Here is a 22,205-nt window from a genome sequence, read left to right on the forward strand (position 1 = left end):
TGGCACGTTCAACGAACGCATTCGGTTCAATCCGGGCCGCAACCGATCCGCAACGTTTCGGTCCGCAACTGGCACGGCCGAGCCGGTGAGCGGCCGGTCAGGCTAGCCTTCCGGCATGCCTTCGCACACGGATGACCTGCGGCTCGCCCACATCCTGGCCGACGACGCGGACTCGACCACGATGGACCGCTACAAGGCGCTCGACCTGCACGTGGCCACCAAACCGGACCTGACCCCGGTGAGCGAGTCGGACTCGAAGGTCGAAGACGTGATGCGTAAGACGCTGTCCCGGGCCCGTCCGCGCGACGCGTTCGTGGGCGAGGAGGAAGGCACCACCGGCTGGGGCGTACGGCGCTGGGTCGTCGACCCGATCGACGGCACCAAGAACTACATCCGCGGCGTCCCGGTCTGGGCCACGCTGATCAGTCTGATGATCGAGGACCAGGTGGTCGTCGGTGTGGTGTCCGCCCCGGCCCTGGGGAAGCGCTGGTGGGCGTCGTACGGCGATGGCGCCTGGACGGGCCGCGCGCTGCACTCGTCCCAGCCGTGCCGGGTCAGCGACGTGAACAAGCTCGAGGACGCCTCGCTGTCGTACGCGTCGCTCAAGGGCTGGGAGAAGATCGGCAAGAAGAACCAGTGGGCCGAGCTGATGGACTCGGTCTGGCGGACCCGCGCGTACGGCGACTTCTGGTCCTACATGCTGGTCGCCGAGGGCGCGGTCGACATCGCCGCCGAGCCCGAGCTCAACCTCTACGACATGGCCGCGCTCGCGATCATCGTCGACGAGGCCGGCGGCAAGTTCACCTCCGTCGACGGCGTCCCCGGCCCGAACGGCCCGAACGCCGTTGCCACCAACGGCCGCCTGCACGACGAAGTACTCAAGCGCCTCGAATAGAACGACCACGTAAGGTGGCCGGTATGCCCTTGACGTACCCCATCGCGGAGCAGACGCTCGACAACGGCCTGCGGGTCGTCGTCAGCTCCGATCGTGCCGTTCCGATCGTCGCCGTCAATCTCTGGTACGACGTCGGCTCCCGCCATGAACCGGCCGGTCTGACCGGCTTCGCGCACCTGTTCGAGCACTTGATGTTCCAGGGATCGCGCAACGTCGCCTCCGGCCAGCACTTCAGCCTGCTGGAAACAGCCGGCGCGAGCCTGAACGCGAGCACCTTCTTCGACCGGACCAACTACTTCGAGTCGCTGCCCAGCGGCGGTCTCGACCTCGCGCTCTGGCTCGAGGCGGACCGGATGGGCTACCTGCTCGACGCGGTCAACCAGGAGAACCTGGACAACCAGCGCGACGTGGTCAAGGAGGAGAAGCGGCAGAGCTACGACAACCGCCCGTACGGGGATTCGTACGAGCGGCTCGTGAAGCTCGCGTTCCCGGCGGGGCACCCCTACGCGCACATGACGATCGGCTCGATGGCCGACCTGGACGCGGCCTCGGTCGAGGACGTGCACGCGTTCTTCCGCAAGTACTACGGCCCGAACAACGCCGTCCTGACCATCGTCGGTGACGTCGCGGTCGACGACGCGTTCGACGCGGCCAAGCGGTACTTCGGTCACCTGCCGGCGATCCCGCAGCCGCCGCCCGCTCCGGACGGCACGATCGGCCCGATGACTGACGTCCAGCGCGACGACGTTGTCTCCGACGTACCGTCCGATCTGATCACGATGATGTTCCGGCTGCCGGTGGACGGCACTCCGGAGCTCGACGCGGCCGGTCTCGCGCTCGACGTTCTCGCCGCCGGGCAGAGCGGGCGGCTGAACCGCCGGCTCGTCCGCGACGAGCAGATCGCGCAGTCGGTCTCCGGCGGTGCGCTGCCGCTGATCGGCGGCGTCTCGTTCGGCACGCTGACGGGGATCGCCTCCGACGGCATCGACCTGCAGAAGGTCGAGGACGCGCTGCTCGAGGAGATCGAGAAGCTGGCGACCGAAGGTGTGACCGAGGACGAGCTCGCGACGGTCCAGGCGCAGGCCGAGCGGGACTGGCTCGAGCAGCTGGCGACGTGCGCCGGCCGGGCCGACGAGATCTCGCATCACGCCCTGCTGTTCGGCGACGCGAACCGGATCAACACCCGGATCGACCAGGTCCGTGCGATCACTGTCGAGCAGGTGCAGGCGGCCGCGGCCCACTGGGTACGTGCCGACGGACGCGTGCAGGTGACCTACCGCCGGACGGAATCTGATTCTGAGGGAGAGCAGGAATGAGCCAGATTCTGACCACCCCGCCCGCGGTCGGCGCGCCCGGTCCGTGGAAGTTCCCGGCCGCGACCACGACGGTCACCAGCGGCGGCAGCCCGGTGCACGTCTTCGACCGCCCGGGCCAGTACGTCGCCACCGTCCGCGTCACGATCGCGATGCCGCTGGTCGCCGAGCCGCGTGAGCTCGAGGGCGTCGCGACGATCATGTCGCGCACGCTCGACGAGGGCACCGAGCTGCACTCGGCCAACGAATTCGCCGCGGCGCTGGAGCGGCACGGCGCGGCGTACGGCGTCGATGTCAGCTCGGACGCGTTGCACGTCGAGATCTCCGTGCCGGTGTCGCAGCTCGCACCGGCGGTCGAGCTGCTCGCCGAGGCGATCACCAAGCCGGCGTTCAACCAGGCCGATGTCGGGCGGCACGTGACGATCCGCCTCGGCGAGATCAACCAGGAGAGGGCGAATGCCGGGTACCGGGCGCGGGAGGCATTCGCCGCGCACCTGTTCGACCCGTCGATGCGACGGTCCCGGCCGACCGCGGGGACCCCGGACACGATCCGGCCGCTGACCAACGTGCAGGTGGCCGAGTTCTACCGCAACAACATCGGGCCGGAGCGCGCCGAGATCCTGTTCGCCGGCGACGCGACCGGCGTCGATGCCGCGGCGATCATCGATGCGGCCTTCAGCGGCTGGACCTCGTCCGCCACGCCGGCACTCGAGACGCCGGAGCCCCTGTATCTCGTCGGCAACCGGGTCGTGCTCGTCGATCGACCGGGCTCGGTGCAGAGCCAGCTCCTGATCGGCTGCGCCGGTCCGGATCGCCGTGACCCCGCCTGGGGTGCGGCCGCGGTCGCGAACCACGTGGTCGGCGGCACGATCACCTCGCGGGTGGACACCGTTCTGCGTGAGGAGAAGGGGTACACGTACGGGACGCGGACGAGCTTCGCGGCTCCGCGCAAGGGCGGGACGTTCAGCCTCGGAGGCGCCGTACGGACCGAGGTCACCAGCGCCGCGATCGGCGACGCGCTGCGGATCCTGCGGGAGGCCCGCGACGGGCTGACCGAGCAGGAGGTGCAGGAGGCGAAGGACAGCCTGATCCGGACCGCGCCACTGCGGTACGAGCAGGCCGATTCGGTGGCTCAACAGGTCGGCAGCAACATCGCGAACGGCGTACCGATCGACTTCGCGGACACCTACCTGGACCAGATCGCCGCAACCACCGCCGCCCAGGCAACCGAGGCCTACCAAAAATACGTGGGAACCGATGGGCTCCTTGTCGTGATCGTAGGAGAGGCCAAGGACGTCCGCCCCCAGCTGGAAGGCCTCGACCTCGGCGACGTCATCGACCTGGGCTGACAGCCATCAGTTCGGGGTGAGCAGGCAGGTCGTGCCGCGGTCGCCGAGGCTCCAGCCGCTCTCGGTCGGGTGCACATAGATGATGCTCGACGGCTCGTCGGCCTGCTGCTTCGAGGCCTTCCACCGGTCGGTGCAGCCCTTCTCCGCGGCCGTCTGCACGGCCGTGAGCCCCGGCCATTCCCCGGCCGGCAGCTCGAACACGGCGAACACCCTGCCGCCGTTCGGCTGATCGCACGGCTGCACCTTGATGTCCCGGACGTCGCCTTCTTTGATCTCGCTGACGCAGTCCCCCACCCGCAACTGGCTCGGCCGGGTGGTCTGCGTCGCCGTCACCTGGCCGGCGGCGTTGCGGTCCGGCGAGCCATCGCCGCCCAACGCGACCACCAGTCCGATCAGGACCAGCCACAAGCAGGAGATCACGATCCCGGCGATCGCGAAGCCCTTACCCTTCTGGTTCCGGGACGGGATCCGGTTGAGCGCCACGATCCCCAGGACGAGGCTGATCACCGTGGTGCCGAGGATGCTGAGCACGAACGACAGGATCGCCGGCGCGCTGGTCTGCCGCGGCTGCCACGGACCCGGCCTGGACGGCATCCCCTGCACCGGCGGCATGCCCTGCATCGGCGGCATCCCACCGTACGGCGGTTGCCCCGGCGGACCCTGGTACGGCTGGCCTGATCCCGGCTGGCCTGATCCCGGCTGGCCTGATCCCGGCTGGCCTTGCCCCGGCTGACCCTGGTACGGCTGGCCCGGGTACGGCGGTTGCCCCGGCGGGGCCGGGATCACGGGCGGTGGCGTGCCGGTGCCGCCGTCCGTGGGTGGTGTCTGATCCATGGACGGACTGTAGACCCTGGAGAGCGGTCGTGTCCGGAATTCAGCTGGTGATGTAGTTGGAGAGTTGTTCGCGTTCGAACTCGAGTTCGCCGATGCGGGACTTGACCACGTCGCCGATGCTGACCAGGCCGGCCAGAGCGCCGTCGACCACGACCGGCACGTGCCGGATCCGGTGCTCGGTCATCAGCCGCATCAGGTTGTCGATCAGGTCGTCCGGCGTCGCGGTCCGCACCTCGGCGGTCATGATCGCGCGGACGCGGACGTCGGCGGCATCCGGCGTACGGTTCCACAACCGGACGACGTCGCGCTCGGAGACGATGCCATCCACCGCCGACCCGTCCTGGCTGACCACGACCGCACCGATGTTGTGTTCGGCCAGCAGTGCGAGCAGTTCGGTGACAGTGGCTTCTGGAGAGATGGTGACGACCTGGTTGCCCTTGCCGCGCAGTACGTCGTTGATCTTCACGGAGCCTCCTGCAGTCGAGGACCAATACCCCAAGGTAGCGAAAACCCGCCGCTTAGGGCAGCCCTCGTCCATCACCGCGCGTGACAACGAAAGACAGTCAGCAACCGTTGCCCACGGCACCGAGCACCCGCGAAAAGGCACCACAGCCGGGGCCCGACGAGATCTGCTCTCCGGAAAAGCCCGGGCGGGCCGACCCGCGCGCCCGTAGGATCACCGGGGTTTCCGACGAGGAGGTTGCGGGTGAGCTGGCGGGAGGATCTGGCCGTACTGCGGCATCGGGACGTACGGATCTTCGTGTCGGCCCGCTTCGTGTCGCTGCTCGGATCGGCGATCGCGCCCATCGCGCTGGTGTTCGCCGTACTGGACGTGTCCGACACGGCCGGCGCCGTCGGCATCGTGCTGGCGGCGCGGAGCATTCCGAATATCGTCTTCCTGCTCGTCGGCGGAGTGATCTCGGACCGCCTCCCCCGGCATCTGGTGCTGGTCGTCGCCAACATCGTCAGTGGACTCACTCAGGCCCTCGCCGCCGGGCTGGTCCTGTCCGGTCACGCGACGACCGTGCAGCTGGCTGTGATCGAAGCGGTGAACGGCGTCGCGGCCGCGTTCGTGATGCCCGCGCTGACCGGAATTCTGCCGTCGATCGTCGACCGCGCCGAACTTCCCCAGGCGAACGCGGTCTCCGGTTTCGCCCGGTCGGTCGCGATGATCGGCGGCGGCGCGGTCGCCGGCGTGATCGTCGGTTTCACCGGACCAGGGATCGGGCTGGCGGTCGACGCGCTCACGTTCCTGGTCGGCGCGTTCCTGCTCGCCCGGTTGAGGCTGCCGAGGATCGAACGCTCGGCGAGCTCCGTCCTGACCGACCTGCGGGTGGGATGGACCGAGTTCGTCTCCCGGCAGTGGGTCTGGGTGGTCGTGCTCGGCTTCTGCGTGCTGAACGTGATCTTCACGGCCTGCTACCGCACGCTCGGCCCGGTCATCGCCGACGACACCTTCGGCCGCACCGGCTGGGGGATCGCGAGTGCTTGTTTCGGCGTCGGGCTCATCGCCGGCGGCATCCTGATGATTCGGGTCAAACCGCAGTACCCGTTGCGGATCGGGATGTTCGGCATCCTGCTCGGCGCCCCGATCATGGTCGTCCTGGCCCTCGCGCCGAACACGGTGATGGTCGCCGCAATGTCGTTCCTGGTCGGCATCAGCTACGAGATCTTCGGGATCGGCTGGGAGACCGCGCTCGGCCAGCACATCCCGCTCGACAAGCTGTCCCGGGTCTCGTCGTACGACATGCTCGGCTCGATCGTCGCCGTACCGATCGGCCAACTGTCGGTCGGAGCCGTCGCGGCCGCCGCCGGGATCAACGCGGTCGAGTTGTACGGCGCTGCGCTGTACGTCGCCATCACCCTCGCGACCCTGATCGTCCCGTCCGTCTGGCACCTACGCCGCACGTAAGGTGGATGTGTGAGTTTCATCGTGCCTGGGCAGGGACAGAAGAAGGAAGAAGCCGTCGGTACGCAGACCGGCGCCAAGCCGCTGGTTCCGGACGTGATCGACGTCCCGTCGGTCGAGGAACCACCGACCGTCGAGTTCGACAGCTGGCCCGAGGAGCTGGAGACGGTCGTCGCGGACGACTTCCGCCGTACGACCGCACTCGCGGCCTACCGCTGGAAGGGTGCCGACGACGCGCTGTCGGACGTCGTCCGCGGCCTGGACGACCTGCTCGACCTGGCAATCGAGGAGATCGAGGCAACTTCGCCGAAGCCCACCCCTGCCGCCGACGGCCTGCCCTTCGACGAACTCGCGGACCTGCTGGGCATCCCCGCCGACGACCTGGACAAGGTCCTCAAGAACGGGATCCCGGTACGCCGTTCCCGCGCCGATCGCCGCACCGCAGCCCGGGCCGTCAAACAGCTCCGCGCCCAGCTGGAGCAGATCGAAACCACGATGGACCACCAGCGCCTCACCCCGCTGCTCGGCTTCATCCTCCGCATCACCCTGGCCCTGGACCTGATCACAACCGACGAAGACCCAGACCCCGCGATAGACCCCGCAGTGGTCGCCCTGGTCACCTTCGCCCTGGAACGCAAAACCGCCGCCCTCCCAGACACCTGGCAGAACCACAACCCCACCGCGGTCCACCAGGCCCTCCTCGAGGTGTTGACCGACGACACCGACGAGTTCACCATCCTCGTCCACTCAGCCCGAGCCTGGTCCGCCACCTTCCACCAGCCCTGGCCGCCCACCCAAAAACTCGCCTACTGGCAACTCCTGGATGACCTCCCCGAGGCCATCGAAACGTCATCCCTCCAACCCCTCCGCGACCGCCTGGAAGCACTCAAGGTCTAACCGCTCCACGAAGTGCCTTGCGGATAGCTGCCTGCGGCGTACCCCCCTCGCCAGCTAGTTGCCGCTAGCAACTGTGTGGAAAACTTGGCAACCTGTGGACAAGGTTCGTTAAGCCTGTGGACAGTCAATTCCCTTGAAAACAAGGCGAAACGGGTTTGGAAAGTGTCCGTGGCCGGGTCTATCGTTGCCGGTATGGAACAGCTAGGTGAACGGCCGATCTGGTCGCTGAGCGACAGCGAACTGCTGTCCACCAGCGACCAGATCGCGGCCGCCATCACCCGGCTACTCACCTACGACCTCCACATCACCGCCGCCATCGACGACCGCGGCCTGGCCAAAGAACTCGGCGCCGCCAACACCGCCGAACTCCTCGCCACACGGCACCGCCTCGACCGCCGCGAAGCCCACAGCACCGTCAAACTCGCCCGCGCACTGGCCAAACACGACATCGTCGCCGAAGCACTCACCGACCCCGACCAGCCCATCCGCCCCGCCCAGGCCGCCGCCATCACCAACGCCCTCGACCGCGTCGCCGACCGAGTCCCCGTCGAAGACCTCGACATCGCCGAAGAACAACTCGTCAAACTCGCCGCCCGCCTCGCCCCCACCGACCTGGCCAAAACCGCCAAAGACATCTGCAACCTCCTCGACACCGACGGCCCCGAACCCGACGAAAACACCGCCTACGCCCGCGAATCCCTCACCCTCAAACCCGCCGAGAACGGCATCAAATTCAGCGGCTACCTCGCCAACGACAACGCCGAACTCCTCCAATCCTGCATCCACACCGGCGCCCGCCCCCACAAGACCGCAGACGGCGAGCTCGACCCGAGGTCCCGCGAAAAGCGCCAAGCGGACGCCCTCTCCGACACCCTCGCCATCGCTGCCGCAGCCATCGACGCCGCGACACCCACAGCAAACCAGGCACCCGCACCAGACCAGGCCCCTGCACCAGACCAGGCCCCCGCACCCGCGGGCACGTCCACCGCAGCGACCGAGTCCAACCCCGCCGGGCACGCCGACAGGCACGCCGACGGCGACAGGGCCGGCGTGGGTGGCAATGTTCCTGGGTACGGCGCCAAGGCAACCATCGCCGTCACCATCGACTTCGAGGACCTGAAAGCCGCTGCCGCGAACGCCACCGGCGACCTCGTGTACGGCGATGCCCTGTCCGCGGCCGCGATCAGACGGCTTGCCTGCGACGCAAGAATCATCCCGCTAGTGCTCGGCACCAACTCCGAACCCTTGGACGTCGGCCGCACTCAACGCCTCGTCACCCGGGCAATGCGCCGCGCCCTGAACGCCCGCGACAGAGGCTGCGTCGTCTGCGGAGCGCCACCCGTCCAGTGCGACGCCCATCACCTGCAGTCGTGGATCGACGGAGGCGACACCGCCCTCCACAACCTCGCCCTCCTCTGCCGTCGGCACCACACGGCCCTCCACCAAGGCCACTGGACCATCACCATCACCGACGGAGCCGTCCACGTCACCCGACCCACCTGGGCGGACCCACCACCCCAACCGCCCCCACCGCTAGCAAGTCTGCTCAAACCACTCAACCCCCACCACACACCCCGCTCCGACCAGGCGGGCCCCACAAACACGCCCACCGACGCCCCGGGCTCCACAAACACGCCCACCCAACGCCCCAGCCGCTGGAAAGCCGACGAACCCATGCTCCAAGAAGCCGCCCGCTTCGCCATCTGGCCCAACTCACCAACAGAACCAGCCTTACCCCAAACAGCAGCCCCGCACGCCCCTCCACCCCAACCCCGCATCCACGCAACCTAGCCACCACCACGAGACCCGTTGACCGCCGTTCGCCCGGCAGCCAACGGGCACTCGTACGTGCGGCACACCGGCGGCTCCACGTAGCTGACCTCCAGGCCGGTCAGCGCCCCGCAGGTGTACGCCCGGACCACGTCGGCGCGTTCCCACCCGACGCTCCGGACGCCAAACACCTCGAGCCAGCCGAACGGTACGACGCACGCCGGCCCGCCGAGGCCAGCCAACAGCACACTCCCAGCAAAGCGGCGTCTTCTCTCAACACCCACTAATGCACCTCAGGCTTCCAGCCCGCACGCAACGTTTCCCGCCTCACCGGCCGCCGTCCGCCCCGAGCAGTCGTACGACGCACACCACGCCTGCCGGTGCGTCTCCACCACACACACCGCAGACACAGCCACCCGAGCGGCTCAAACCGCTTCCGGTTCCCAACCCCGCGTGCAAACGTCACCGCTTCTGTCGCCTGCACGAGCAGGCACACGACGCGAGCCGCCCTCGGCGTGCGTCCACCTCACGCACCCCGCCGAAGGTGGCAACGAGGATGCCGGCTCTGGGCGGTGTGGAGGTGTCAGCCTTTGATGGCTCCGCCCAGGGCGAAGGCGCCGCCTAGTTTCTTGCTGAGGAGGAGGTAGAGGAGGAGGACCGGCATGGTGTAGATGAGGGAGTATGCGGCCAGCTGCCCGTAGTTCGGTTCGCCGTACTGGCCGAAGAAGGTGAAGATGCTGACCGAGGCCGGTAGGCGTTCGGGTGAGAGCAGCAGCATGAACGGGACGAAGAAGTTCCCCCACATGCCGATGAAGGTGAAGATCAGCACCACCGCGATCCCCGGCCACATCAGCGGCAGCACGATCCGCCGCAGCGCCTGCATGTTCCCGGCGCCGTCCACCCACGCAGCTTCCTCGAGCGACAGCGGCACCCCGTCCATGAACGTCTTCGTCAGCCAGATCGCGAACGGCAACGACGACGTCGCCATGAACATGATTGTCCCACCGATCGTGTCGATGAGATTCAACTGCACGAACAACCCGTAGACCGGCACCATCACCGCAGTGATCGGCAACCCCGTGCAGAACAGCACAGTCAGCAAGAACGGCCGGTTGAACTTCGACTTGAACCGGGACAGCGGGTACGCCGCCAGCACCGCACACACCATGGTCAGCAAGGCCGACCCGCCGCACAGCACGATCCCGTTCAGGACCGGCCGGTACGTGGTGTCGGTGTTCAGCACCGCCTTGAAGTTCCCCAGCGTCGGATGCGTCGGGAACTCGACCCGCAGGCCGGCCGTCCGGTTGATCGAGGCGAAGAGCACCCACAGCAGCGGCAGCACGAACAAGATGCCGAGGGCAAGCAACACCAGGTTCGACACGACCTTGTTCAGCCGGTCCCGGGCGATCATGCGGCCTCCGTGTTGAGTCCACGCAAGTAGATCAGCGAGAAGACCGCGCCGATCGCGAGCATCACGAGGGCGATCGCCGTACCGTAGCCGATCTGGGAGAAGCTGAACGCCTGCTCGTACATGTACAGCGGCAACGTCTGGCTCTTGGTCCCCGGGCCGCCTCGGGTCATCGCGTAGATCAGGCCGAAGACGCTCAGCGTCTGCAGCGTGATCAGCATCAGGTTGGTCATGATCGCGCGGCTGATCATCGGCAGCGTGACGAACCACAGCCGCCGGAAGCCGGCCGCGCCGTCCATCTCGGCCGACTCCTCGATCTCCTTCGGCACTTCGCTCAGGGCCGCGGAGTAGACCAGCATCGAGAACGCCGTACCGCGCCAGATGTTGGCCAGTGACACCGCGATGATCGGTGCCGCGTACAACCAGTCCTGGCCGGGCAGGCCGACCCAGTTCAGGATCACGTTCAGCGTGCCGTCGTCGTTGAAGAACGCGCTCAGCAGGTACGCCGCAACCACTTCCGGCAGCACCCACGCACCGATGACCGCCGTACCCACGAAGTTGCGTACCACCTTCGTGGACTTGCGCATCAGCAGCGAGAGCCCGAGGCCGAGCGTGTTCTGCCCGACGATCGCGGACAGGAACGTGAAGACCAGCGTCAGCCAGATCGAGTTCGTGAAAGCCCCACTGCTGAAGGCTTTGCGGAAGTTGTCCAGGCCAATGAACTTCACGTTCGCCGCACCGGTGCCGGTGAGCGCCATGTTCGTGAACGCGGCGTACACGCAGTACAGGATCGGGCCGGCCAGGAAGACCAGCATGAGCCCGATCGCAGGCGTCAGCGGCAACATCCGGAGGAGCTTCGCGGCCTTCGGCTTCCCGCTCGGTCCGGAGGACTTGCCGGACCGAGCGGGCTTGGCCGAGGTGGGAGCGACTGTCGTCGTCACAGGGGAACGTCCTTCACCAGGCCGGGACTACTGGCCCTGAGTCGTCTTGTCCTTACCGACAATGCCTTCGACCGCTTGGTCGTAATTCTTCGCCGCCTTGTCCGGGTCCGACTGTCCGGTCATCACCGACTCCATCGCGGTGATGATCTCGTTGGAGACCTTCGGGTACTCCGGCAGCGCCGGCCGGTACACGGTCACCGAGACCAGGTCGGTGAAGAACTGCGTGCTCGCCGAGGAGGACTTGTACGACGCATCCGACGCGACGTCCTTGCGTACGGCGATCTGCGCGCCGTCGGTGGCGTACTTGGCCGCGTTCTTCTGCGTCTGCAGGGTCTTGATGAAGTCCCAGGCCGCGTCGGCGTTCTTCGACTTCGCCGGGATCGCCCAGGTCCAGCCACCGGAGAGGCTGACCTTGCCCTTGCCGCTGCCGTCCTGGGTCGGCATCGCGGTCTGGCCGAGCACCGTGCTCCACTGCGGCCACGGCTTGGCACCGGACTTCAGCCAGTTGCCGTAGATCCAGGAACCGTCGAGGTCGATCGCCAGCTTGCTCTGTGGCAACAGCTCGGTGCCGACCTTGCTGCCCATGTTCGGGTTGAGCGCGTCCTTCGGGGCCGGCGCGAGGCCCTCACCGAAGACGGTCTTGACGAAGTTCAGCGAGTCCTTGAAGCCCTGGCTGCCGACGACCCACTTCTGCTGGTCGTAGTTGTAGAGGGTGTCCTTGGTGCCGTAGAGCAGCATCTCGAAGCCCTGCATGGCCGAGGCCTCACCCATCGGCTTGCCCGAGTACATGTTGAACGGGATGACACCGGGCACCTTCTGCTTGATGGTGCGTGCGGCGCTCAGTACGTCGTCCCACGTCTTCGGCTGCCAGTCCTCCGGAAGCCCTGCCTGCTTGAAGATCTGCTTGTTGTACCAGAGGGCTCGCGTGTCGGTGCCGTCCGGGATGCCGTAGGTCTTGCCGTCGGCACCCTTCGCCGCGCCCTTGGCGGTGTCCTCGAACTGACTCCACTGGTCCCACTTGCCGATGTAGTCGTCCAACGGCTTCAGGTACCCCGCGGTGATGTCGGAGTTGATCAGGAAGGTGTCCTCGTAGACGATGTCCGGCGCCGTGTTGGGCGAGCGCATCATCAGCTGGATCTTGGTGTAGTAGTCGTTCTCACTGGCAACGACCGGGACGATCTCCACCTGCGAGCCGGGGTGGGCGGCCTCGTACTCGCTCTTGACGCCGGTCAGGAAGTTCTTCATCACGACGCCCGGACCCCATTGCTGGTAGGCGATCTTGATGTGCGCGGGACCGGAGCTCTGCGAGCCGCCCGCCTCCGGCGTCTTGGTCGTCGAGCCCTGGCTGCAGGCCGTGACCGCCAGCAGCAGCGCGCTCACCACAGCGGCTGCCTTGAAACGTTTCCTTGTCACCATCAGGTCCACCTTGGCAATCGTTGTCATCCCGGTACCACGGCCCAACCCCAGCGGGCTTTTCCGCGACCGTAGGAGCCTGTGGGCGGTCAAGTCAATGCTTGACAGACAACGTTGTCCGGGCAACTACCGAGTCACGCGGTGACCGGCAGGTAACAATCCGATCACCGCGTTGTCATGACATGGCCGGGAAGCGACCCGACTAGACCGTAACGGCTTGGGCCTCGTGCCGAGGATGGACGTCGCGTTGCGATCGCATCGCACCGAGACCACAAAGGACTAGACCGAAGAGCAGCCAGCAACTCAGTACGACGAACGGCCGCCCGGACCCAGCACCGTCGAAAAAGCTCACCGACCGTAGCGCCGTACCCGCGGCCCCCGGCGGCAGCAACTGCCCCAGCGCACCCCAACCGGTCGGCAGCATCTCCGGCGCACTCGTCAGACCCGACAGCGGATTACCGAGCAACATCATCACTGCGGAGCCCAGCGCGAGACCCACTCGGCCGAACAGCCACTCCAGACCGAGCAGCGTCAGACTGATGGCCGAGATCGACATCGCGATCACCCCGGAGTTCCCGAGATAGCTGCCTTCGAAAGAACCCAGCCAGAACTGCAGTACGGCGCCCAGCGCCAGCCCACCCGTGATCGCGAACGTAATGGCACCGATCACCCGCTTCGCACCGGACCGCACCAACGTGGTCAGCGCGGCAGCCGCGATGATCCCGCCGAGCACGAGCGGAAGCGCGCCAGCAGCCAAGCCCGTCCCGCGCGGATCGTCCGACGGCAGCGGTACGACGTCGGTCACCTTCGGCGGATTCTCCGGCGACAACCGCGTCGACAACTGGGTCAGCAACTGCGCGACCATCGGACTGCCCGCGGATGCGGTCAGCACCTCAGGCTTCGCCGGGTCAAGCACGATTGCGCCGTACGCGTCCCGATCCTCGATCTTCTGTACGGCGGCCGCCCGGTCGGAGACGGCGGTGATCTCGAAACCACCCGGCATCGCCTGATCCAGACCGGTCTTGACCTGCTCGACAGCGGCCGGCGGACCGGCCACGACCAGCGGCAGATCCCGCGGCGCGGACCGCGCGGCCGGCCAGGCGAACGCGATCAGCAGGACGGTGAGCAATGCGGTGAGCAGAAGGATCACGGCGACCAGCGGCGGCCGACGACCGGAGTCGGTCGCCGCAGGCTCGGCGGAGTGGGCAGCGGCGTGTTCGGGTGCGTGCCCGACGTCAGCGGACATGATGGGGACCCCTTCGTGAAAACCGAATGACCGTTCTTTATTGATCGAGCCTTGCGTACCGCTCTCGACTTGTCAAGAACGGACATTCGTTTTATGTTCCGGACATGCCCAAAGTCACCGAGGAACATCGCCTGGCCCGCCGCGAGCAGATCGTCACGGCCGCTCGCCGGTGCGTGATCGAGGAGGGGTTCCACAAGACGACGATGGCCGACGTGATCCGGGAGTCCGGCCTGTCCGCGGGGGCTGTCTACGGCTACTTCAAGAGCAAGGAGGAGCTGGTCGCGGCGATCGCCGAGGACGCGCTGGCCTCGGTCGACGAGCTGTTCCAGAAGATCCTCACCACCGAGCAGGTGGTGACTCCGCTGATGGCGCTGGAGCTGGCGCTGGACCATGTGATCGCGGTCGCCGAGCGGCCCGGCGGTGACGTCACCCGGGTTGCCATCCAGGCCTGGGCCGAGGCGCTGCGCAACCCCGCGATCATGGCGGTCGCGAAGGGCAAGTACACCCTGCTCCGGGACAACTTCGAGGCGGTCGCCCGCCGCGCCCAGGCCGACGGCACGGTCGACCCGGACGTCGACCCCCGCGACGTCGCCGAGGTCATGTTCGGCTTCCTGCCCGGCTTCGTCCTGCAGCGTCTCCTCCTGGGCGACGTCACCGCCGAGAGCTACACCGCCGGCCTCAGGGCCCTGCTGCGCGCCTGAACTCGAGCCCGGTCGTGGTGGTGTTTCGTCCACCCTGCGCGGCGGTCCAGCACCCTGGGGAGGCGGCTCGGCGCTCCGTAGCGTCGTGGGCATGAGAAAGAAGACGCAGACCGTCGATGCCGCAGTGGACCCGGACAGGTACTCGGTCGTCCTGCACGACGTACGCCGGGTCTACGGCCGTGGCTCCAACGCCGTCACCGCCCTCAACGGGATCTCGATCAACTTCGCCCCCGGCACCTTCACCGCGGTGATGGGTCCGTCCGGGTCGGGCAAGAGCACGTTCCTGCACTGCGCGGCGGGCCTCGACCGGCCGACGTCCGGCAGCGTCTTCATCGACGGGCAGGCCCTGGCCGGCCTCGGCGAGCGCAAGCTCACCGAGCTGCGCCGCGAGCGGATCGGGTTCGTGTTCCAGTCCTTCAACCTGCTGCCCGCACTGACCGTCTGGCAGAACGTCTGCCTGCCCCAGGAGCTCGACGGCCGACGGGTCAACCGCACCGCGGTTCGCCAGGTCCTCGATCGCGTTGGGCTGGGCGACAAGTACAAGAGCCGTCCGGGTGAGCTCTCCGGCGGTCAGCAGCAGCGCGTGGCGATCGCTCGCGCGCTGGTCGCCCGGCCGGCCGTGATCTTCGCCGACGAGCCCACCGGCGCGCTCGACACCCAGACCGCCGCGGATGTCCTCGAACTGCTCCGCGCGCCGGTCCGCACGCAAGGCCAGACGGTTGTCATGGTCACCCACGACCCGGTCGCGGCGTCGTACGCGGACCAGGTCGTCTTCCTCGCGGACGGCGTACTGGCCGGCCACCTCGCCGCGCCGACGGCCGAAGAGGTCGCCGACCGGATGACCCACCTCGGCGCGCGTTCGCGGCTTGCGGTGGTGGCCCGATGATGCGCCTGGCTGTTCGCACCCTGCGCTTCCGCAAGGGTGGGTTCATCGCCACCTTCGTCGCGGTGGTCTTCGGTACGGCGATTGTGATGGCCTGCGGCGGTCTGATGGAGACCGGCATCCGCTCCAACGTCGAGCCGACTCGTCTCGCCGGGGCCTCGCTCGTTGTCGCGGGCAACCAATCGCATCTGCGCCCCGGCGCCGAGGACGCGACCCCGCTGCCCGAGCGCGTCGGCGTCCCGGCCGACCTCGTGGCCAAGATCCGTTCGGTCGAAGGCGTTTCGACGGCGATCGGCGATGTGACCTTCCCGGCCTCGATCGTCGGCACACACGGACTGGCGGTTGCCGAAGGCCACAACTGGTCAGCGGCCGTGCTGGCGCCGTACACACTGTCGGTCGGTCATGCCCCACGGGCCGGCCAGGTAGTGATGGCGGGCGCGAAGGTCGGATCGCGCGTCACCTTCCTGATCGACGGAACACCGCAGACCTTCACCGTCAGCGGATCGTCGGTCGGACCGGCCGGTCACGTCTTCTTCGCCGACCGGGACGCGGCTCGCCTCACCGGGAGTACGCGGTTCGCGGACATCGGCGTACTGGTTGCTCCCGGCACCAAGATCGACGACGTGAAGGATCGGATCGAGGCACTCGGCGCCGGGGTCGCGGTCAAGGCCGGGATCGAACGAGGCGAGGCCGAGCACCCGGATGTGGCGTCGCACCGGACCGCGCTGATCGCGATCGCCGGCTCGTTCGGCGGGATCGCGACGATGACGATGATGTTCGTGGTGGCGTCCACGCTGGCGCTGTCCGCTCAGCACCGCGAACGCGAGTTCGCCCTGCTGCGCGGGATCGGTACGACGCCCGGGCAGGTCCGGCGGATGATCCTCGGCGAAGCGATGCTGGTGGCGATCCCGGCCGTACTGGTCGGGGCTGTGCCCGGGATCTTCCTCGGCCGCTTCCTGTTCGACCAGCTCGGTTCCCACGGGGTCGCGTCGCCGGTCGTCGAGTTCTCCCAAGGCCTGATCCCGTTCGCGGCGGGCGCGGGTGCCGCCGTCCTCGCGGCCATCGGTGCCGCCCTGATCGCGGCCCGCAAGTCCGCGAAGATCCGACCGGTCGAGGCGTTGACGGAGGCGTCGCTGCAGCGGAAGTGGTTCGGTTGGGTGCGGCTCTTCTTCGGTCTGGCCTTCCTCGGTGGTGGGCTCGCCCTGTTGATCGTCACCGCCACGGTGATGACCGGCCCGCTCGCCGGAGCCACTGCCGGCCCGTCGATCCTGTGCTGGACGATCGGGGTCGCCCTGCTCGGGCCGTTCTGGACCAAAGTGGTCCTCGCCGTGTGGCGCTGGCCCGTGCAGGCGCTGACCCGCGTGAACGGCCGGCTCGCGATCCGCAATGTGACAGCTCGCTCGGTGGCGATGTCGACCGCGGTCATGCCGGTGATGCTGGCCGTCGGCATCTCGACGGCCAACCTGTACATGCAGACCACGCAGGTGCACGCTGCCTCCGAGGCATTCACGCGGGACCTGCGGGCGGACGCCGTACTGGTCTCCGATGCCGGTCTGTCCAACGCGGTGCTCGAGCAGGTACGCGCGGTGCCGGGGGTGGCGAGTGCTTCGTCGTACGTGAACAGCATCGGGACGATCGACGAGCCACGGAACGCACCCTTCGACGAGGACGGCGCCCCGCTGGTCGGGGTGGACGCCCAGGACGCGAACGGTACGGCGCCGGTCCGGCTGACGAGCGGATCACTGGCCGGTCTGTCGGGCTCGACCGTGGCCCTGCCGGAGTATGTGGCCGGCAAGATCGATCGTCCGGTGGGCTCGACCATCGACATGACGCTGGGCGACGGCACACCGGTGAAGCTGCGGGTCGTTGCGACGTTCGCGACCGAACGCGGGTACGAGACGATCATCCTGCCCGCCGCACTGGTCGCCGCGCACACCACGGACAAGCTGACCAAGCAGATCCTGATCCGGTCCGCACCGGGAGCCGACGTACAGCCTGGGCTTGCCAAGCTCGCCGCCGCGCACCCTGGCGTGCAGGTCGCCGACCGCGACTCGCTCGTGGCCGCCAACGCGGACGACCAGAAGACCCAGGCGTGGGTCAACTACATGCTCGTCGGCATGCTGATCGCCTACACCGCGGTCTCGGTCATCAACACTCTGGTCTCGACGACACTGCGTCGGCGCCGCGAGTTCGCTCTCCAGCGCCTCACCGGCTCTACCCGAGGTCAGGTCCTGCGGATGTTGTGGACGGAGAGCACGCTGATCACGCTGTCCGGCATCACCCTGGGCACCCTGGTGGCCCTGGCCTGTCTGATCCCCTTCTCCGCAACGGTTTCGACGAGTGCGATCCCCGTCGGTCCGCTCTGGATCTACCTCGTCATCATCGGAGCCGCCGCCGTCCTCACCTTCGCCTCAACCCTCATCCCCGCCACCACCACCCTGCGCCACTCCCCCACCCAGCCCAGCCACGCGGACTAACGGGCCGGGGTGGGTTCGGCTACTGGTTGGAGGGCGATCGTGGTGGCCTGGATGATGCCGGCGTTGTCGCGGATCCACCCTGACAACACGACCTGCAGGTCCTCAAGATCGCGCTCCTCCAGGATGACCCCGGGAACCGGGACGCTTGCACCGAGCTCGGCCAGCACCGGACGAAGGTGCTGGTCGGCAAGGAGCTTGTGGCTCGGTGCCGCTGAGACGGTCACGGGAACCACCACTGTGCCGGCCAGCGCCTGTGGTCGCAGGATGTCGAAGAAGCTCTTCAGCAGACCGGTGTAGCTGCCCTTGTAGACCGGCGTCCCGACCACGATCACCGAAGCCGACGACACCAGATCCACCGCACTCTCCAGCGCGGCCCGCTCCTCGTCCACGGCCCGGTCACCCTGGAAGATCGCCGGGGCGAACGTGACCAGGTCGACCAGCTCGTCGATCCGGTACGGCGTCCCGAGCTCGGAGGCGAGCAACTCCGCCACCGACGCGGCCGCCGCGGCGGTCCGGGAGCCCGCTCGCGGGTTGCCGACCACGGTCACGACGGACTGCGGCCAGACCGGCGGCTCGCTCGAGTCCTGGGGCCCGACCTGCGGTTCGAACGCGACTGACGCCATCTGACCCAACTCCTGAACTCGGCAAGTGATGCTTCGAGAGTAGTCAAAGTCGATCGCGCGACTTGACTTTCTCAGAATCTGAACGCCGTGCGCGAAGCTTGGCCACCACGAACCACACCACCGCCAGCACCGCACCCGCGATCACGAGCTTCTGAAAGATCCCGACCGACGACTCCACCACGTGCCACCGTTCGCCGAGTTGATAGCCGGCGACGATCAGCACCGAGTTCCACACCAGGCTCCCGACCGCGGTCAGCGGCAGGAACAACAGCACCGACATCCGCTCCACCCCGGCCGGTACCGAGATCAGACTCCGGACGACGGGCACCAACCGCCCGATCAGCACCGCCTTCGGACCGTGCCGAGCGAACCACTGCTCCGCCTTGTCGATGTCGCGGACCTTCACCAGGGGCAGCTTCCCGGCGACCGCCCTGGTCCGATCACGACCCAGGGCCGCACCCACGCCGTACAGAGCCAATGCCCCGACGATCGATCCGAGCGTGGTGAAGAGGATCGCGCTGACCAATCCCAGATCACCCCGGCTGGCCGCGAATCCGGCCAGCGGCAGGATCACCTCACTGGGCAGCGGTGGAAAGAGATTCTCCAGCGCGACCGCGAGTCCCGCGCCCGGCGCACCCAGGCGCTCCATCAGCTCGATCGCCCACCCGGCCACCCCGGACGGCTCCTGCGTCGCCTGCAAAGTGGTCATCATCACCTGACTCGTCGTGGACATGACAACGACGCTAGGCCCGCAATCCAGCACCCACACTGGGGCCAACCACCGTCTCCAGCTCGGGCCACCCACCGTACCGACCGGGGGAAAACCCGCATTCAGCTCCGGTCCGCGTCTCGCTGCTGGCTCCGGCACAGGTGTATGCGAGGGTGAGCTGTATGGCATCCGATCATGCGCCGCGGATCAGTAGGCAGCCCGACCGCGTTGGGGTTGGGCGGGCGGCCGCGGGGTTGGCCGCTGGCCGGGTTCGGCGGGCGATCGAGGTGAGCGGGCGGGCGCGGATCATGTTGGCGGCTGCGCCGAGTCAGACCGAGACGCTGATCGCGCTTGCCGGTGCGGCCGGGATCGACTGGAGTCGGGTCGAGTGCTTTCACCTGGACGAGTACGTCGGTCTCGCGGCGGACGCATCACAAGGGTTCGCGAACTGGCTGCACCGCACGTTCCTGGAAAAGGTGCCGCAGGCAACGTTCCACCCGCTGGTGCCTGGCGACGATCCCGAGGCGAGCGCTCACGACTACGAGCTCCTGATGGGCGCCGAGCCGTTCGACCTGGTCCTGCTGGGGCTCGGCGTCAACGGGCACCTCGCGTTCAACGACCCGCCGGCCGATTTCGACGACAAGCGCTCGGCGAAGGTCGTGGCGCTCGACGACACCAGCCGCCGCCAGCAGGTCGACGAGGGGAACTTCCCCGCGATGAGCGAGGTCCCGACGCACGCCGTCACCGTCACCATCCCGCGACTGCTCAATGCCCACGAGCTGATCGGCTCGGTGCCAGGATCCGCCAAGCGCCAGGCCGTCCTGGACACCCTGACCCAACCGATCGGTCCAGACTTCCCCGGCACCGCCCTCCGCACCCATCCCCAGGTCACCCTCTTCCTCGACCCCGACTCCGACCCCCGCTCCTAAATGCCGCCCCCCGACTGTGTTCTGGTGGGTGCGACGCTGGGCGACGACCGGCGGGTGGTGGACGGGATGGCGCTTGTCGTGCGGGACGGACGGATCGACGCGATCGTGCCGGCCGGCGACGTACCGGCGTCGGCAGATGTGGTCGACCTCGCGGGTTGCGTCTTACTGCCCGGTCTGATCGACCTGCATGTGCATGGTGGCGGCGGCCAGTCCTTCGACGACCCGGACCCGGCCGCACACCAGGAAGTCCTCAACTTCCACGCCAGACACGGTGTCACGACCATGCAGGCATCGCTGGTCTCAGCCGCACCGGCCGACCTCGAACGACGGCTGGACGCGCTCGCGATCTCTAAAGACACACCATCGACCGGCGCGAAGCTCTTCGGCGTGCACTTGGAAGGCCCGTACCTCGCCGTTGACCAGTGCGGTGCCCACGCCCCGTCCGCCCTTCGGCCACCCGCCGACGACGAGGCCGATCGCCTCCTCGCCCGCCCAGGACTCGTCACGATGGTGACGCTCGCCCCCGAGCTCCCCGGCGTACCCGACTTTGTCCGTCGACTCACCGCCGCAGACATCGTCGTATCCGCCGGCCACAGCTCGGCCAGCGCCGACGAACTCGCCACCGCCGTGGGGAACGGTCTGAGTCACCTGACCCACCTCTGGAGCTGCCAGTCCACGCTCGTACGACGAGGGCCGTGGCGAATCCCTGGTCTGCTGGAAGAATCTCTGGCCTCGGACCATCTCACCGCCGAGATCATTGCCGATGGCCACCATCTGCCGGCGACCCTGATCGAGATCGCCCGCCGGTGTCTCCCGGACCGGCTCGTCGCCGTCTCCGACGCGACCGCGGGCGCTGGAATGCCGGCCGGGTACCGCTACCGGCTCGGGGTCGTGGAGTGCGAGGTCGCCGAAGGTGTCGGCATGGTGGTCGGCGCGGACGCGTTCGGTGGCAGCGTCACCCCGCTCGACGGCATGCTCGCCCACCTCCATCGCGACCTGGGCTGGCCGTTGCCCGAGGCAATCGCTGCCACCAGCACGCGCCCCGCGAAGGTCCTCGACCTCGAAGACCGCAAGGGTCGCCTCGAACCCGGCTACGACGCAGACCTGACCATCCTCAATCCCGACCTGACAGTGCACGCCACCCTGCGCGAAGGCCGCTGGATCTACCAGACCTAAGTCCGGTGTGCGCGGACGATCAAGTCGGCCGCGGGGCTCAGGGGCGGTGGGCTCGGACGATCAGATCAGCTGCCTCGTGGGCGATGCGGTGCCGGACGTCCTTCGTCAGCGGGAGCGTGCCTTGCAGGGTTGCGACTCGGGCCTCGGTGATGGACAGGTAGTTCAGTTGCCGCGTGGCCAACCCCGGGTCGGGGACGCGCAGGATGCCCTTCTCGTCGCAGGCACGGAGATAGTCGATGACCAGATCGTCGCGACTTGGTTTCTCGGTCTCGTCGCGCCACATCCGTTGCAGCTCAGGGTGGTGTGGCAGCTCCGCGATCGTCAGCCGATGCAGCGCGGCCAACGGCGGCGAGAGCACGCCCTCGAGGAGCCACTCGACGGCGGCGGTCAGATCGGCCAGCGGATCGCCGGTGTCCTGCAGCGGACGATCGAGCTCGGCGGCCAACGTCCGCTGGGTCTCCTCGATCACCGCCAGGAACAACTTCTCCTTGTCCCCGAAGTGACCGTACACAGTCTGCTTCCCGACCCCGGCCGAGGCAGCGATCGCATCGACGCTGGTCCGCTCGTACCCGTGCTCGAGAAACATCGCCGTCGCCGCCGCAAGAATCGCCGACCGCTTCGCCGGCGACCTTCGCCGCACCGGCGGCCGCCCCGGCCCTACCGCTTCACCAGCAACCGTGCTCATGAAACCACCTTACTTGACTAGACCGTCCAGTCTCATCTAGCGTCAAA

21 protein-coding genes are annotated in these 22,205 nt (G+C 67.8%); 11 read left to right on the forward strand and 10 right to left on the reverse strand.

Annotated elements, in window-relative coordinates; genetic code table 11:
- The first annotated feature begins 115 nt into the window (after positions 1-115).
- Genes hisN through ACWF4Z_RS18630 form a run of 3 tightly spaced genes read left to right on the forward strand, consistent with a single transcriptional unit; the run spans position 116 to position 3,557 of the window.
- On the forward strand, positions 116-895 hold the full coding sequence (gene hisN, locus ACWF4Z_RS18620; RefSeq protein WP_452244307.1) for a histidinol-phosphatase: 780 nt from the start codon (positions 116-118) through the stop codon (positions 893-895).
- 23 nt (positions 896-918) lie between these two features.
- The gene (locus ACWF4Z_RS18625; protein ID WP_452244308.1) at positions 919-2,211 is read left to right on the forward strand and encodes a M16 family metallopeptidase; all 1,293 of its coding nucleotides are present in this window, start codon (positions 919-921) and stop codon (positions 2,209-2,211) included.
- On the forward strand, positions 2,208-3,557 hold the full coding sequence (locus ACWF4Z_RS18630; protein ID WP_452244309.1) for a M16 family metallopeptidase: 1,350 nt from the start codon (positions 2,208-2,210) through the stop codon (positions 3,555-3,557). Before ACWF4Z_RS18625 ends, ACWF4Z_RS18630 begins: the two co-directional genes overlap by 4 nt.
- Before the next feature lie 6 nt (positions 3,558-3,563).
- Here ACWF4Z_RS18630 and ACWF4Z_RS18635 read toward each other — a convergent pair whose 3' ends face one another.
- Together ACWF4Z_RS18635 and ACWF4Z_RS18640 are read right to left on the reverse strand one after the other, a co-directional pair.
- A complete protein-coding gene (locus tag ACWF4Z_RS18635; protein WP_452244310.1) occupies positions 3,564-4,391 on the reverse strand; it encodes a DUF4190 domain-containing protein in 828 nt (275 codons plus the stop codon).
- Positions 4,392-4,431: 40 nt separating this feature from the next.
- Positions 4,432-4,857, reverse strand: coding sequence for a CBS domain-containing protein (locus ACWF4Z_RS18640; RefSeq protein WP_452244311.1), 426 nt, complete (start codon positions 4,855-4,857; stop codon positions 4,432-4,434).
- Positions 4,858-5,097: 240 nt separating this feature from the next.
- On the opposite strand from ACWF4Z_RS18640, the gene ACWF4Z_RS18645 reads away from it, so the two are divergent.
- From ACWF4Z_RS18645 to ACWF4Z_RS18655, 3 genes are all read left to right on the forward strand, one after another.
- Positions 5,098-6,303 (forward strand): MFS transporter, encoded by a 1,206-nt coding sequence (locus ACWF4Z_RS18645; protein WP_452244312.1) that lies wholly within the window; start codon positions 5,098-5,100, stop codon positions 6,301-6,303.
- Between the two features lie 9 nt (positions 6,304-6,312).
- Positions 6,313-7,197: a hypothetical protein gene (locus ACWF4Z_RS18650; RefSeq protein ID WP_452244313.1), complete on the forward strand. Its 885-nt coding sequence runs from the start codon at positions 6,313-6,315 to the stop codon at positions 7,195-7,197.
- Between the two features lie 192 nt (positions 7,198-7,389).
- On the forward strand, positions 7,390-8,988 hold the full coding sequence (locus ACWF4Z_RS18655; protein WP_452244314.1) for a DUF222 domain-containing protein: 1,599 nt from the start codon (positions 7,390-7,392) through the stop codon (positions 8,986-8,988).
- On the opposite strand, the gene ACWF4Z_RS18660 is transcribed toward ACWF4Z_RS18655, so the two are convergent.
- The 5 genes from ACWF4Z_RS18660 to ACWF4Z_RS18680 all read right to left on the reverse strand — a co-directional run bounded on the left by ACWF4Z_RS18660 (position 8,985) and on the right by ACWF4Z_RS18680 (position 13,975).
- Positions 8,985-9,215: a hypothetical protein gene (locus ACWF4Z_RS18660; protein ID WP_452244315.1), complete on the reverse strand. Its 231-nt coding sequence runs from the start codon at positions 9,213-9,215 to the stop codon at positions 8,985-8,987. The genes ACWF4Z_RS18655 and ACWF4Z_RS18660 overlap by 4 nt on opposite strands.
- A 335-nt stretch (positions 9,216-9,550) precedes the next feature.
- A complete protein-coding gene (locus tag ACWF4Z_RS18665) occupies positions 9,551-10,378 on the reverse strand; it encodes a carbohydrate ABC transporter permease (RefSeq protein ID WP_452244316.1) in 828 nt (275 codons plus the stop codon).
- Positions 10,375-11,316, reverse strand: a complete 942-nt coding sequence (locus tag ACWF4Z_RS18670; RefSeq protein WP_452244317.1) for a carbohydrate ABC transporter permease — start codon at positions 11,314-11,316, stop codon at positions 10,375-10,377. The genes ACWF4Z_RS18665 and ACWF4Z_RS18670 overlap by 4 nt, the downstream gene beginning before the upstream one ends.
- 27 nt (positions 11,317-11,343) lie before the next feature.
- Entirely contained in the window at positions 11,344-12,732 is a 1,389-nt protein-coding gene (locus ACWF4Z_RS18675; protein ID WP_452244318.1) for an extracellular solute-binding protein, read from the reverse strand.
- Positions 12,733-12,931: 199 nt separating this feature from the next.
- Positions 12,932-13,975 (reverse strand): hypothetical protein, encoded by a 1,044-nt coding sequence (locus ACWF4Z_RS18680; RefSeq protein WP_452244319.1) that lies wholly within the window; start codon positions 13,973-13,975, stop codon positions 12,932-12,934.
- A 104-nt stretch (positions 13,976-14,079) separates the two neighbouring features.
- Between ACWF4Z_RS18680 and ACWF4Z_RS18685 the strand changes: the two genes are divergently transcribed.
- The 3 genes from ACWF4Z_RS18685 (at position 14,080) to ACWF4Z_RS18695 (ending at position 18,036) form a co-directional block, all read left to right on the forward strand.
- Positions 14,080-14,676 carry a TetR/AcrR family transcriptional regulator gene (locus ACWF4Z_RS18685; protein WP_452244320.1) on the forward strand — a complete coding sequence of 199 codons (597 nt, stop codon included), beginning with the start codon at positions 14,080-14,082 and terminating at the stop codon, positions 14,674-14,676.
- Between the two features lie 91 nt (positions 14,677-14,767).
- Complete coding sequence (locus ACWF4Z_RS18690) at positions 14,768-15,562, forward strand: ABC transporter ATP-binding protein (RefSeq protein WP_452244321.1); 795 nt, start codon at positions 14,768-14,770, stop codon at positions 15,560-15,562.
- Entirely contained in the window at positions 15,559-18,036 is a 2,478-nt protein-coding gene (locus ACWF4Z_RS18695) for an FtsX-like permease family protein (RefSeq protein WP_452244322.1), read from the forward strand. The genes ACWF4Z_RS18690 and ACWF4Z_RS18695 overlap by 4 nt, the downstream gene beginning before the upstream one ends.
- On the opposite strand, the gene ACWF4Z_RS18700 is transcribed toward ACWF4Z_RS18695, so the two are convergent.
- A complete protein-coding gene (locus ACWF4Z_RS18700; RefSeq protein ID WP_452244323.1) occupies positions 18,033-18,659 on the reverse strand; it encodes an NADPH-dependent FMN reductase in 627 nt (208 codons plus the stop codon). The genes ACWF4Z_RS18695 and ACWF4Z_RS18700 overlap by 4 nt on opposite strands.
- Before the next feature lie 43 nt (positions 18,660-18,702).
- On the reverse strand, positions 18,703-19,392 hold the full coding sequence (locus tag ACWF4Z_RS18705; RefSeq protein ID WP_452244324.1) for a DedA family protein: 690 nt from the start codon (positions 19,390-19,392) through the stop codon (positions 18,703-18,705).
- 158 nt (positions 19,393-19,550) lie between these two features.
- Between ACWF4Z_RS18705 and ACWF4Z_RS18710 the strand changes: the two genes are divergently transcribed.
- Together ACWF4Z_RS18710 and ACWF4Z_RS18715 are read left to right on the forward strand one after the other, a co-directional pair.
- Positions 19,551-20,297, forward strand: coding sequence for a 6-phosphogluconolactonase (locus tag ACWF4Z_RS18710; RefSeq protein WP_452244325.1), 747 nt, complete (start codon positions 19,551-19,553; stop codon positions 20,295-20,297).
- Between the two features lie 24 nt (positions 20,298-20,321).
- On the forward strand, positions 20,322-21,473 hold the full coding sequence (locus ACWF4Z_RS18715; protein ID WP_452244326.1) for an N-acetylglucosamine-6-phosphate deacetylase: 1,152 nt from the start codon (positions 20,322-20,324) through the stop codon (positions 21,471-21,473).
- 37 nt (positions 21,474-21,510) lie between these two features.
- Here ACWF4Z_RS18715 and ACWF4Z_RS18720 read toward each other — a convergent pair whose 3' ends face one another.
- Positions 21,511-22,158 carry a TetR/AcrR family transcriptional regulator gene (locus tag ACWF4Z_RS18720; RefSeq protein WP_452244327.1) on the reverse strand — a complete coding sequence of 216 codons (648 nt, stop codon included), beginning with the start codon at positions 22,156-22,158 and terminating at the stop codon, positions 21,511-21,513.
- Between the last annotated feature and the right edge of the window lie 47 nt (positions 22,159-22,205).

It is taken from the genome of Kribbella sp. NPDC055071 (assembly GCF_053608045.1).